Below are 13,908 nucleotides of genomic sequence, written 5' to 3' on the forward strand. Positions count from 1 at the left end.
TATATCACTATAAGCGCACATTCATCCACTTTTTCCCGAAGTTTTTATTACTGCCATCCGTAAATTTTACATAAATAATCCGGCAGCGTTTGCTGCCGGATCAAAGTTCATCAATAGTACAATATTACCGGAGTTCCTATATCTACAACATCCCAGAGGACTTCTACGGAATCATAGGGGCAGTTTATGCAGCCGTGGGATCCGTCGGATTTATAGATTTCTTCCCCGAACTTACTGCGCCAGTTTGCATCATGAATGCCAACTCCTTTGTTTACTCCAAGCCAGTAATTAACGTATGAGACATAATCTACGCCACGCAGATAAGTATGGTATCTCTTGTTATAGACAGGATAGATTCCGGTTGGAGTACCTCTCGAACGATTAACATTACCTGTAACAACAGGCATGTCCATGTTGAGCTCGCCGTCCACGTAGTAGTACAGCATCTGCTTACCCATATCGACTTCGATATAGGTCTTACCAAGCTTCTCATTTGCATCGTAGACAACTGCATTCTCAGATAGCGCAAGGCTCTTTTCCTGTGGCATGCCAAGTGTCCCGGCCATCATCTGGTCTCTGAGATATTCAAACTCAGATTTTATATCAAAGATTGAACCATCACCCTTAGAGCTTGAGTTTACAATGATCGTGTTGCTGACGCCCTTTCTGTACTCATCCATCATCCAGGATGTGTCGTGGGAGTCTGCAATGTTCTTAAGGAAGTCATAAATCTTACTCTCGGACACGATTGGATTGTATTCCGCATCAGTAACGATTCCTTCAACAATCTTGATATCTTCCTCGGCCGGTAGCTCTTTTTCCTCACCTGCAATAATAAAATGGCCAAGACCGGGATTATTCTTACTTGTCTTTTCCTCAAGAGCTGCATCATAGTCTCTCTGAGTTAAGATAAAGCCGCTTGCCTTACCCTTATCAAGAGACACCTTAACGCCCTCAAGGTCATAAGTTATATTGAAGTTCTGAAGTCCATCAAGCTTAGTAAAGACCTCCACCTTGTCTCGGTCAGAACTTCTTACATCAAGCTCTTTATAGCAGTCCTCACACTCCGCAAGATCCAGAACGCTCTGCCTTTTAAGCATTGACTCATAAACCTTATCAACGATTTTTTCTTTCTCAGGCAGAGAAATAAAAGCATTCTCGAGAACATAGCCATCGGCTGTCTTCTCAATTGAGCACTTAAGGTCAGAGGGGTCAATAAATATCTCCCAGTCGGAAACCAGCTCTGCCACCTTATCTTTACTAAGTGCTACGTCAGGCTCATACTCACAGGTAAGGTTCTTAAACACATAAATTCCCCATTTAAGAGGATCCATGTTTTCAAATACCTCTGTGAGCGCGCCTCTGTAGTCCATGGTAAGGTCGGTGTCCCTGGCGCTCACAAAAAGCCTTGCACCTGACTTGTCCATGACGGCAATCCCATCGTAAGGTGAGCTCTCAAGGAGCTCTGCATTGACCTCACTTACTGATTTTCCGGTACAGTAAATACCATTTATCCAGGTAAAGCATGGGAAACCTCCCATGTAATACAGCCCAAGCGCAAAATACAGCGCTGCAAGGAGCACGATAATTGCTGTCACTCCTATAAAGGCTCTCTTAAATACCTTTTTCATAATCTCCTCAGTTTAGATCACTTCTTGTTTTTCAGGTCTTTCTCATCAAAGACTTCACTGATTGAAGCTCCCGGAGGCACCATAGGGAATACTTTGTCATCCTCTTCTATGATGCAATCGAGAAGAACGGGTTTGCCCATCTTAAGAGCTTTCTTAAGAGCAGGAGCAACTTCGTTCTTCTTGGTGATCCTGATAGCTTCGCAGCCAAGTCCCTCAGCAACCTTACAGTAATCAACCTTATCCTCGAATATGGTCTGTGAGTAATGCTGCTGATAGAAAAGAGTCTGCCACTGTCTTACCATTCCAAGAACATGGTTGTTGATTACAACCTCGATGATAGGAAGGTTGTATCTTGAAGCAGTAGCCATCTCATTCATGTTCATTCTAAAGCATCCGTCACCTGCGATGTTGATGCAGACTTTATCAGGGTTACCGACCTTGGCACCGATACATGCTCCAAGACCGTAACCCATGGTTCCAAGACCACCTGATGTAAGGAAGGTCCTTGGTTTTCTGTATTTGTAGTACTGAGCAGCCCACATCTGGTGCTGTCCAACATCAGTTGTAATAATTGCATCGCCCTTTGTTAACTTATCAATCTCTTCGATGATATATGGGCAGGTGAGCTTGTCTGTATCATAGCCAAGAGGGAATTTCTTCTTGTAATCTGCTATCTTCCCCAGCCACTCGCTGTGATCAAGCTGCTCAAGTTTCTCGTTAATTGCTGTAAGAACCCTCTTAAGGTCTCCTACAATAGCGAAATCAACTCTTACATTCTTGTTGATCTCGGCAGCATCTACATCGATCTGCAGGATCTTAGCTTTAGAAGCAAAGGTCTTGGCATTTCCTGTAACACGGTCTGAGAATCGCGCTCCCAGTGTGATAAGAAGGTCACATTCACTTACTCCAAGGTTAGAAGCCTTTGTTCCGTGCATACCGATCATTCCGGTATAGAGCTTATCTGTTCCGTCAAAAGCGCCTTTTCCCATAAGGGTGTCGCATACAGGTGCATCAACCTTTTTTGCAAATTCTAAAAGCTCTTTGGATGCATTGGAGATGATAGCTCCGCCGCCCACATAGATGAAGGGACGCTTTGAAGCCTTTATCATCTTAACTGCCTGATTGATGTCATCGGTGTGGTACTTCTTGACAGGCTCTTCCTCAGAGATTGTAACAGGTCTGAAGTCACAAGTCTTAGCTGTAACATCCTTGGTAATATCAACAATTACAGGTCCGGGACGACCACTTCTTGCGATTTTAAAGGCCTTTCTGATGGTATCAGCGAGGTTCTTAACATCCTTGACGATATAGCCGTGCTTGGTGATAGGCATTGTGATTCCGGCGATATCTACCTCCTGGAAAGTGTCTTTTCCCAAAAGAGGGAGATTTACGTTGCAGGTAATAGCCACCATTGGAACAGAATCCATATAGGCTGTTGCAATTCCCGTTACCAGGTTCGTTGAGCCCGGTCCACTGGTTGCAAAGCACACACCAACCTTGCCTGTAGATCTTGCATAGCCGTCAGCTGCGTGAGCTGCGCCCTGCTCATGGCTGGTCAAGATGTGAAGGAAGTTATCACTCTGCTTGTAGAGTTCGTCGTAAATGTTAAGGATTGTTCCTCCCGGGTATCCAAAGATTGTGTCTACCCCCTGTTCCTTAAGACACTCAAGAACAATCTGTGATCCTGTAAGTTGCATTTCAATACTCCTTTGGCTTCTATATTATTCGCCCGAAATTATTCAGGCTCTTGGAATTTCTAAAACAGCTCCTCTGTTTCCGCTGGTTACAAGCTCTCTGTATCTTGCAAGGTAACCTGTAGTAACCTTGGGCTCTCTTGGCTGCCATTTCTCTCTTCTCTTTGCAAGCTCTTCATCTGATACCTTTACATTAAGAGCGTTGTTAGGGATGTCGATGGAAATGATGTCGCCCTCTTCGATGAGTGCGATAGGTCCGCCAACAGCTGCCTCAGGTGAAACGTGCCCGATGGAAGCACCACGGCTTGCGCCAGAGAATCTTCCGTCAGTGATAAGAGCAACGCTTGAGCCAAGGCCACGGCCTGCGATAGCTGATGTAGGATTGAGCATCTCTCTCATTCCCGGGCCACCCTTAGGTCCTTCGTATCTGATAACAACAACGTCTCCTGCAACGATCTTGCCACTAAGGATTGCCTCGATAGCATCCTCCTCACAATCAAATACTCTTGCAGGTCCTTCATGAACCATCATCTCAGGAACAACAGCGCTCTTCTTAACAATACCTGTATCAGGAGCGATGTTACCCTTAAGTACTGCGATTCCGCCTGACTGCATGTAAGGATTCTCGATAGGTCTTATTACCTCAGGGTTCTTGTTATATACGCCCTCAAGGTTCTCTTTAATTGTCTTACCTGTTGCTGTGATAAGATCAGTATTTATCAGGTTCTTCTTAACAAGCTCTGACATAACGGCAAGAACTCCGCCGGCTTCGTTGAGGTCTTCCATGTAGGTAGGGCCTGCAGGTGCCAGGTGGCAGAGGTTTGGAGTCTTGGCAGATACTTCGTTTGCGATCTCCATGTTGATATCAACTCCTGCCTCATGAGCAATTGCAGGAAGATGAAGCATTGTATTGGTTGAGCATCCAAGTGCCATATCCATAGCCATGGCGTTCATGAAAGCCTCTTTTGTCATGATATCTCTTGGGCGGATATTCTTCTCAACAAGGTTCATTACTGCGTATCCGGCCTTCTTGGCAAGTCTGATACGAGCTGAATATACAGCAGGGATAGTTCCGTTTCCGGGAAGTCCCATTCCGATTGCCTCTGTCAGGCAGTTCATGGAGTTGGCTGTGTACATACCTGAGCATGATCCACATGTAGGACAAGCCTTCTCTTCGAGCTCGCAGAGCTGCTCATCTGTCATCTTGCCGGCTGATACGGATCCTACAGCCTCAAACATTGATGAAAGTGAAGTCTTGTGTCCTTCAAATCTTCCGGCCATCATAGGTCCGCCGGATACAAATACTGTAGGTATATTAACTCTGGCAGCTGCCATAAGAAGTCCGGGAACGTTCTTGTCACAGTTAGGGATGCAAACCATTCCGTCAAAAGCATGTGCCTTGGCAAGACACTCTGTGCTGTCTGCAATGAGGTCTCTTGTAACCAGTGAGTACTTCATTCCGATGTGTCCCATGGCGATACCGTCACAAACTGCTATAGCAGGAACTACTACAGGCATTCCGCCTGCCTCTGCAACAGCAAGCTTAACAGCCTCTGTGATCTTATCCAGATTCATATGTCCGGGAACAATCTCATTGTAGGAGCTCACAATACCGATAAGGGGTTTGTTTCTCTCCTCCTCTGTAAAACCAAGTGCATTGAACAGACTTCTGTGTGGTGCCTGCTGAAGTCCTTTCATAACTCTGTCGCTATTCATTGCCATAATCCTTTCTCCTCCTACTTGATATATAGAATAAAGTTCTCATTCTCGTAAATATTACGCATTGTATCTATGTAGTCCCAGTCGATAGTCTCATAGGTCTGATAAAATTTCCAGAAATCAGGTCCGCTGTAACCGGGCTCTAAAAGATTTTTATCTATAATAACACAATCTGCGCCATCTACATCAGTCTTTTGACAATCAATGTCCCAACCGAACTTGAGAAGATACTGCTGGTCGCAGTCCAAAACGGCTATATTGTGGCGCCTTGTGACATCTGCAATGTAGAGCGTGTTGAAGACGTCATTTTCTCTTGTTCCCAGCTGGCAGCTGTAATCATAGCTCGTTACTCTGAACACAAACAAAACTATGCAGAAAATAAGAGGCAGATATATGCCTTTACCGTTGTACCAGTTCTCTCCCTTTAGAGTTGTCTCACTCTCCTTGTGTGCAATGTTCTCTGTTGCTGCGCCGGCCTTTTTCCTGAGCATATTGTTGTAAATTCTGATGAACACGTTGATAAGACGCTCAAAGCATGCACAAAAGCATATGGTCAGGATAAATCCTCCGTAGCTAAAGACCCTTAGATAAGGGAGCTTCCTCTGAAGGATCAGCATCAGCATGGTCACGATAATATTGGATATTATCATGAGGTTTATGATGGTTCTGCTGTATGCAAAATGTCTGATGCACTCATATCCCGCAACTATGATACTGGCCAGTACAATAACAGGAATGATGTACATAAAGCCGGGTATCATGTAGTTGTATAAGCGAAGTACCCAGCCCACGCACTCTGCTCTGAAATCCTCTGCTGAAAGGCTCTGGATATAGGGCTGACCAAGCATATATTCCATGCCCTTAAGGAGCGAGCTTACAGGAGCCCTTACAAGTACTGTTGCATGACTAAGTCCGTAATACTCTGAGCCTTCTGTCTTAACCAAAAGGTTTGAGCCAATTGCAAGCCATATCAGCGCATATAAAGCAGCGGTAATGGATGCTGCTATCAGGCCGTATACAAAGAACTTCATGAACTTTCTGTAATAGACATTATCCTTAGGGCTGTCATGAAGCTGTCTGCTCTTGTAGGCATTTACCAAAAGATATACCGAGATGGCAACACTCACTGGAATAACCCAATAAACACTGCTGGGCACCGTGTAGAGTCCCATGACAAAAGCAAAAGCAATGCATACGTAGTAACTTGGCTTGGTGTCCTCGAGACTGCAGATAAATCCTGCTATATAAACCGAGAGCAAAAAGCATGTTGTTGCAAGGGTATATCCTCTTCCCTGAACGCTGTACTCAACAACTACCTGCATGGCTGAGTACAACAGGAGTGCTCCGAATGCAAGGCCATGGGAATAATATCTTTTACAAATCCTGTAAACCAATATCAGGTTAGATATTGCACAGATAAAAGACACTCCGCGTAGTGCGATAAACGGATTCCCAAGGTAATATAAAAATGCTGACAAAACAGAGTATCCAACGTGGTTGTTGGGAAGTGGCCAGTGGATAGCCGAGTAGATGACTCCTCTGCTTATAAACGTATAGTAGGTATAAAGCTCATCGTACTGAGGCGTTATGGCGAACATTCGCCACAGATAATATGACGACATGGCTATTATGAAAAGAGTCGTCGCCATGGCCTCGGGCTCATGAGGCAGCAGATTATATATTCTTTTTTCGGTTTTATAGGTTAACGATTCGTTCAACTATGGCGTCTCCCATCGCTTTGCAGCCGACCTGAGTAAAGCCTTCACCTCTTGATGTCTGCATAAGATCAACGGTTCTGTAGCCGTCCTCAAGTACTTTTCTTACTGCGTTTTCAATAGAATCTGCTTCTTTATCAAGATTAAATGAATATCTGAGCATCATCGCAGCTGAAAGAATAGTTGCGATGGGGTTAGCAATGTCTTTTCCTGCGATATCGGGTGCACTTCCGTGGCTGGGCTCGTAAAGGCCAAAGCTTGTGTCGTTAAGGGAAGCACTTGGAAGCATTCCGATGGATCCTGTAATCATGCTGGCTTCATCTGAGAGGATATCACCGAACATGTTCTCTGTAAGAACAACGTCAAACTGAGAAGGGTCTCTTACCAGCTGCATTGCACAGTTATCAACCAGCATGTGCTCTAAGGTTACATCAGGATAGTTCTTTGCAACCTCCTCTACGACCTTTCTCCAAAGTCTTGAGGAATCTAGAACATTGGCCTTATCTACGCTGATAACACTCTTTCTTCTCTTGCGGGCAACTTCGAAAGCCTTTATGGCGATACGTCTTATCTCGCTCTCCTTGTAAACAAGGGTATCTGTAGCTACCATCTCTCCGTCAACTTCCTTGGTGAATCTCTCACCGAAGTAAAGACCGCCGGTAAGCTCTCTCATAATGAGCATATCAAAGCCCTTTGCAGCTGCTTCCTCCTTGAGAGGGCAAGCTTCTGAGAGCTGAGGGTAAAGGTATGCAGGGCGAAGATTGGCAAAGAGATTAAGTGCCTTTCTGATACCGAGAAGTCCTGCCTCAGGTCTCTTTGAGGGTTCAAGTTTATACCATGGTGATGTTGAGGTATTACCTCCGATAGATCCCATAAGAACCGCATCTGCACTCTTTGCAGCATCGATGGTCTCCTGGGTAAGAGGAACGCCGTAAGCGTCAATAGAACATCCCCCCATCAAAACATCTTTATACTCCATCTCGTGGCCGTAAACTTCTGCCACCTTATCAAGTACCTTTTTTGCCTGAGCAACGATCTCAGGACCGATTCCGTCACCCGGAATGCATGTGATGTTAAGTTTCATACTCTCCTCCTCCAATTAGAAATTAAGCCCGATTGGGACACTCCCAACCAGGCTTTAAAAGACATGAAAAATATTACTTCTTTTTCGAATCAGAAGTATCATTTGCTGAAACAACCGCGTCTTCAGGCTTTTCAACCTCAACAATCGCTTCCTTAACCATAGGGATACGACAGTTCTTGTTGTTACCGAACTCAACGATTACCATGTCATCATTGATGTCGATGACTGTTCCGATGAATCCGCCTGTTGTTCTAACGCTGTCCCCAATAGCCAGAGATGAAAGGATCTGTGCTCTCTGCTTCTTTTCCTTGTTCTGCGGACGCATGAACAGGAAATAGAAAACTGCGATTACTGCGGCATAAACCAGAACCATTGAAATGATACTCTGTGTATTAGCTGTTGCTTCACTTGTTAAAAGTAAACCCATAACTTCCTCCATACCTTAAAAAAATAATATACACCCATCAATAATACTAAAAAGAGTAGCCAAGTTCAAGCTTTTTAACCCTTTCTCCAGTTTTTAGCAATATTGTAAGCATCTTTTAACGAATTGCCGTCAAACTCCTGCATTCCTTCAAGTTTGCTTCTCTTGTATTCTGCGAACTTACCGGCATCCAGGGCATCTCTTATCTCTTCCATCATGTGATTGTAGAAGTAGAGATTATGCAGTACGCAAAGTCTCATGCCGAGCATCTCACCAGCCTTAAGAAGGTGTCTGATGTAGGCCTTAGAATACCTTCTGCAGGCAGGACACTGACAGCCTTCCTCGATCGGAGAATCATCCATCTCATACCTTGCATTCATGATATTGATGTGACCTCTGTTTGTATAAAGGTGTCCGTGACGGCCGTTTCTGCTTGGATATACGCAGTCAAAGAAATCTACGCCTCTCTCAACCGCCTCTAAAATGTTGGCCGGTGTTCCAACGCCCATCAGATAAGTAGGCTTATCATCAGGAAGGAAAGGAACCACAGTTTCAAGCACGTGGTACATCTCCTCGTGGCTCTCACCTACAGCAAGGCCTCCTACAGCATATCCATCAAGATCAAGATCTCTAATGACCTTGGCATGTTCTATCCTGATATCATCAAAGATTGCTCCCTGATTGATACCAAAGAGCATCTGATGGGGATTGACTGTGTATGGAAGGCTGTTGAGTCTGTCCATCTCCGCCTTGCATCTCTTAAGCCATCTGGTTGTCCTGTCCACTGACATCTGCACATATTCGTGCTCTGCCTTGGCAGATGGGCACTCATCAAAGGCCATGGCAATGGTGGAACCAAGGTGTGACTGGATCCTCATGCTCTCCTCAGGACCCATGAACAGCTTGTGGCCGTCAATGTGTGAGTGGAAATAGACGCCTTCTTCCTTTATTCTTCTTGTCTTTGCAAGAGAAAAGACCTGAAATCCGCCCGAATCTGTCAGAATAGGCTTGTTGCAGCTCATAAACTTGTGCAATCCACCCATTCGATAGACGAGGTCGTCCCCCGGTCTTAAATGCAAATGGTAAGTATTGGAGAGGACTACCTGAGTTCCGATTCCCTCAAGGTCCTCTGTGGAAACGCCGCCCTTTATTGCTGCAACTGTGGCAACATTCATAAATACGGGAGTCTGGATCACACCGTGAACAGTTGTAAACTCAGCTCTCTTGGCACTTCCTTCTTTCTTTAAAATCTTGTACATAAATTCCTCTTACTTATTCAACATATAAATTCCAGAACTCTTCAAGGCAGAGGCCGTTATCTGTGATCACACCGGCTGCATCGACACCTACGTATCTGAAGTGCCATGGCTCATATTCTATACTTGTGATCTCCTCTTTTCCCGAAGGGTATCTTAAGATAAATCCGTATTTTGCACTGTTATCCGCAAGCCACTTGCCGGCAGCCGTCTCTCCGAAGCCCTCATCCAGTGATGAGTAGCCATCAGTGATGATATCAATGGCAAGACCGATCTGGTGCTCAGATGATCCGGGAACGGTTACTGCCTGGGATGCAAGGTTATAAGCATCCATGTAGCTCATTCCGCCGCCCATATATCTGTCGACCTTATTGCCAAAGAGCATTGTCTGTCTGCCTAAGTCCCTGTAAGGTGAGCATACGATAAGATTGACGCCATCCGCCCTAGCAGCCTTGAGCATATCAAGAAGGGGAGAAATCACTCTCTCATCACACTGCATGCTTCCGCTGATAGTTCCAAGATTGAACTCATAGTCATCAGGGATAGGATGCTGCTTGTTAACAAGAATGAGCTTCCAGTCATCGCTGCTAAATGTCACTTCATCTGCACCCTGTGATAAAAGAGTTCTCGACTCCTCTGCGTCTGTTTCAACCGGTATATCCGCATCGAGAATCTCAGATACGGAAACCATGTTATCAATCTCAGCCGCATCAGGGTTAACTGCTTCGCTGGCCTCCTGAAGGACTTCCAGATCCACATCCTGCGCTGTTACAAGCTCAGCATCTGACTCTGCAACTTCCTCCGTCGAAAGAACTTCCGGAGCCTGTTCTATATTCTCATCTATTTCCGTATTGGCAGCAAAGCTGATGTTTAAAGACATAGCAGGATAAGAAAAGCTACTGCTTGAAACAAAGAAAAGAATGATACATGCAAGGCATGTAAACCTCTTGGCATTTCTGTAGAAATAGAACAAAAAGTTGTAAAGCGTTATGGCGATCATTGCATAGGCCAGTCCTAAAAAGGAAAAAGCCTTATGCTTTCTATTAAATTTCTCAACCCTCGAGATTACCTTATTTCTATAGGTAAGCTTCATTTGTAAGTTACTGGCATTCATATCGGAACCCCCACTATTCCGGATATTTATTGCAAATTACGGAAAACTACCATACAATTATATAACTAATTCACACAAAATTCACTAATTTTGGCCTAAAAATTCCTTTATACTCATTTTAGCGAAACAAAATTACTACTAAGGAGAGCTTTATGTCAGGATCAATTACAGGCAAGAACATCAGAGTTTCAACCTGGGGCGAGTCCCATGGAAAGGCCCTTGGATGCGTTATTGACGGTTTCCCTGCAGGCCTTGATATCACCGAGGAGGACATTCAGAAGTTCCTTGACAGGCGCAAGCCCGGAACTTCCACCGCAACCACTTCCCGCAAGGAGGATGATCTTGTGGAGATCTTATCCGGTATATTCGAAGGCAAGACCACAGGAACACCGATATCTCTTTTGGTAAAAAACACTTCTCAGCGCTCAGCGGATTACAGCGAGATTGCTTCCTACTACCGCCCGGGGCATGCTGATTACGGCTATGATCAAAAGTATGGCTTTAGAGACTACCGCGGAGGCGGACGTTCTTCCGGTAGAGAGACCATCGGAAGAGTCGCTGCAGGTGCCATCTGCAGTAAACTCCTTAATATAATGGGCGTTAAGGTCTGCGCTTATACAAGGTCCATCGGCGATGTAGAGATTGACTACGATAAGTTTGATGAAAACACAAGGCTTATCACTCCCACAGCCATGCCCGATGCTGATGCTGATAAAAAGGCCATGGCTCTTATTGAGAAAGCCCGCGAGGAGAAGGATTCCCTCGGCGGAGTTGTCGAATGCAGGATTACAGGTGTTCCTGCCGGTGTAGGTGAACCGGTATTTGATAAGCTAGATGCTCTCCTGTCTCAGGCCATCATGAGCATCGGCGCTGTTAAGGCCGTTGAAATCGGTGATGGTATAAACGCTTCCAAGATAAAAGGCTCAGAAAACAACGATGCTTTTGAAAACAACGGTTCCCATATTACCAAAAAGACCAATCACAGCGGCGGAATCCTCGGCGGAATGTCAGACGGAAGTGAGATCGTTATAAGAGCTTACTTTAAGCCGACTCCCAGCATCGCCTCCACTCAGGAGACAATAAACAACAGCGGTGAGAATATCACCATAAACATAAAAGGCCGCCACGATCCCGTGGTTGTTCCAAGAGCTGTTGTAGTTGTTGAGAGCATGTGCGCTCTGACAATCCTTGATCTTATGATCTCCAACATAACATCTACAGTTGATCCGATCATCAGCTTTTACAAAAACAAATAAGATACAGATATAAAATGAGGGTAGTCAGAATTAAACCGACTACCCTCATGTTTTTATTTCTTATTAAGCTTGTGGAACACAATACAGTTAGGTCTTGATACCGGAAGCTCAGGTCCGTTCATGACCATAGTTCCCTTGTCCATATCAACTGTAAAGAATGTAAGTGAATCTGACTCATGGTTAAGTGATATCAGATGCTTGTTGTCAGGGAAAAGAGCTGCATCCTTAGGATACTCTCCCGCAACAGGGAGCTGTATCTTCTTGGTGAGAAGTCCTGTCTCCTTGTCTACCTTGAATACGATAGCGTTGTTCTCTCCTGCTGTGGAGCTAACAAGGTAGTTGTAATCCTCTGAGAATGAAAGTGCACTGCAGGCAACACCGATGGAATCCGACTCATCGGAGTTTGATACCTCCTGAATCTTGTTGAATTCAGGCATTCCGTTCTCCTCATGATACTCATATACATCTATTGCACACTTCTGCTCAAGGCACACGTAAAGGAACTTACCGTTCTTGGAGAACTGCATATGTCTTGGTGATGATTCCTGATCGCAGTGGATGACATCGACCTCTTTGATTTTGCCGGTCTCATAGTTAAGTGAATAGATATTAACTCTGTCCATTCCAAGATCAGCTGCGAGCACATACTTGTTGTCCTTGGAAACCTTGATGCACTGAACGTGAGGAACGTGGTTGCGTCCTGCTGCTGTTCCAAGGCCCTTGTGATATCTCTCATCGGTGATCTCGCCGATACTTCCGTCCTTGTTGAGCTTAAGGATTGTTACCTTACCGTCGTGATAGCCGGCTGTAACAAGGTAGTTGTCTTTCTGATCCTCATTGAGATAGCATCCGCGCATTCCGTTGATGGAGGCTTCGTTGATGAACTCAAGACTTCCGTCATCAAGTATATGGTACGCCTCAACTCCGTCATCTGTTATTGAATAAAGAGTATTGCCGGAGTGAGATATTCCGATATAAGAAGAGTTGGTGATCTCAACCTTCTGCTTCTCGTACAATCTTCCCTTTTCAAGATCTACATCATAAATTCTGATTCCGTATTTAGTGCCAAGTCCTGATGTATAGCTTGACACGTAGGCTACATACTTATCTTTTGCTGCCACCGTGGTGCCTCCTAAAAAGCATATTTGAAAAGCTCTATTTATCACATTCTATCACAACATTTGCAAATAAAAAAGGTCGCTCATCAAAGAGCGACCCTATTTTATCGTGTTTTCTCAAGGCCAGTTTACATATTTTCCGTTGATGCAGACTCCTGCGTATCCGTTTGCAAGCATAACAGCCTTGTCTGACTCTGAAATAACCGGTGTAGCGTTCTTATCGCTTGTTGATACACCAAAGTAAGAAGCTCCGTTACTTACAACGCCGGTCTGCGCATAGCTTGCCATAACGCCCTTGCCCTTTGTGAGTGAGAATGATGCCATAGCAACACCTTTCTCGTTATAGAGCATGGAAATCTTATCATTCTGTACTAAGCTTCCTGTCTTACCCTTTGCGATTGTTACAGGAAGTGTGGTGCTTGCAGGCTTAATGCCCTGAACATAAACCTCTACGCAATCATGAGCATCTTCTGACTGAAGTCTCTCATCATCAGCGTAGAAGTGGAAAAAGATATTCCCAGCCTGCTCATCTGCTCCAATATGGAAAGTTACGTTCTGAGAGCCGGATTTGTATGAGCACTCGCAGTATGTCCCACTGCTTGTTGCGCCTTCTACATAGTAGGTGTAATTATAGTCGCTTCTAAGCCACATTGTATGCTCAGATCCTGCAGGAATTGACATTGTGGTCTCACCGAAATCCAGCCAGAACTGAGAGCTGGAAGCATATGCCTTGGTTGCAGGAAGCATTGCAATGAGCGCAATTCCAAGGATTACACCTGTTAAACACTTCATTATCTTATTCATTTTAAATTTCCCTCCATGTATACTTAATCATAAATTTCTACCATTTGTAACTTCATTATAAGTATCAGTTATCGATATTGCACATAAAATATT

General features: G+C 44.7%; 11 protein-coding genes. 1 reads left to right on the forward strand and 10 read right to left on the reverse strand.

Going from position 1 to position 13,908, the window contains the following annotated elements; translation table 11 throughout:
• Positions 1-110: 110 nt before the first annotated feature.
• The 8 genes from G589_RS0101035 to G589_RS20805 all read right to left on the reverse strand — a co-directional run bounded on the left by G589_RS0101035 (position 111) and on the right by G589_RS20805 (position 10,637).
• Entirely contained in the window at positions 111-1,631 is a 1,521-nt protein-coding gene (locus tag G589_RS0101035) for a L,D-transpeptidase (protein WP_026520759.1), read from the reverse strand.
• A 17-nt stretch (positions 1,632-1,648) separates the two neighbouring features.
• Positions 1,649-3,328, reverse strand: a complete 1,680-nt coding sequence (ilvB, locus tag G589_RS0101040) for a biosynthetic-type acetolactate synthase large subunit (protein ID WP_026520760.1) — start codon at positions 3,326-3,328, stop codon at positions 1,649-1,651.
• A gap of 42 nt (positions 3,329-3,370) precedes the next feature.
• The gene (ilvD, locus tag G589_RS0101045; protein WP_026520761.1) at positions 3,371-5,041 is read right to left on the reverse strand and encodes a dihydroxy-acid dehydratase; all 1,671 of its coding nucleotides are present in this window, start codon (positions 5,039-5,041) and stop codon (positions 3,371-3,373) included.
• 20 nt (positions 5,042-5,061) lie between these two features.
• The gene (locus G589_RS0101050; protein ID WP_026520762.1) at positions 5,062-6,762 is read right to left on the reverse strand and encodes a glycosyltransferase family 39 protein; all 1,701 of its coding nucleotides are present in this window, start codon (positions 6,760-6,762) and stop codon (positions 5,062-5,064) included.
• Positions 6,740-7,843 (reverse strand): 3-isopropylmalate dehydrogenase, encoded by a 1,104-nt coding sequence (leuB, locus tag G589_RS0101055; protein WP_026520763.1) that lies wholly within the window; start codon positions 7,841-7,843, stop codon positions 6,740-6,742. Before leuB ends, G589_RS0101050 begins: the two co-directional genes overlap by 23 nt.
• A 73-nt stretch (positions 7,844-7,916) precedes the next feature.
• Positions 7,917-8,270, reverse strand: coding sequence for a preprotein translocase subunit YajC (gene yajC / locus G589_RS0101060; protein WP_022767284.1), 354 nt, complete (start codon positions 8,268-8,270; stop codon positions 7,917-7,919).
• A gap of 74 nt (positions 8,271-8,344) precedes the next feature.
• Positions 8,345-9,526 carry a tRNA guanosine(34) transglycosylase Tgt gene (gene tgt, locus G589_RS0101065; protein WP_026520764.1) on the reverse strand — a complete coding sequence of 394 codons (1,182 nt, stop codon included), beginning with the start codon at positions 9,524-9,526 and terminating at the stop codon, positions 8,345-8,347.
• Between the two features lie 13 nt (positions 9,527-9,539).
• Positions 9,540-10,637, reverse strand: coding sequence for a M15 family metallopeptidase (locus G589_RS20805; protein ID WP_051192103.1), 1,098 nt, complete (start codon positions 10,635-10,637; stop codon positions 9,540-9,542).
• 152 nt (positions 10,638-10,789) lie between these two features.
• On the opposite strand from G589_RS20805, the gene aroC reads away from it, so the two are divergent.
• Entirely contained in the window at positions 10,790-11,893 is a 1,104-nt protein-coding gene (gene aroC, locus G589_RS0101075; protein WP_026520765.1) for a chorismate synthase, read from the forward strand.
• A gap of 53 nt (positions 11,894-11,946) precedes the next feature.
• Here the strand turns inward: aroC and G589_RS0101080 are convergent, their stop codons facing one another.
• On the reverse strand, positions 11,947-13,014 hold the full coding sequence (locus tag G589_RS0101080) for a lactonase family protein (protein WP_026520766.1): 1,068 nt from the start codon (positions 13,012-13,014) through the stop codon (positions 11,947-11,949).
• A gap of 114 nt (positions 13,015-13,128) precedes the next feature.
• Positions 13,129-13,815, reverse strand: coding sequence for a hypothetical protein (locus G589_RS0101085; protein ID WP_026520767.1), 687 nt, complete (start codon positions 13,813-13,815; stop codon positions 13,129-13,131).
• Positions 13,816-13,908 lie beyond the last annotated feature (93 nt).

It is taken from the genome of Butyrivibrio sp. VCB2001 (genome assembly GCF_000423965.1).
Classification (GTDB): domain Bacteria; phylum Bacillota; class Clostridia; order Lachnospirales; family Lachnospiraceae; genus Butyrivibrio.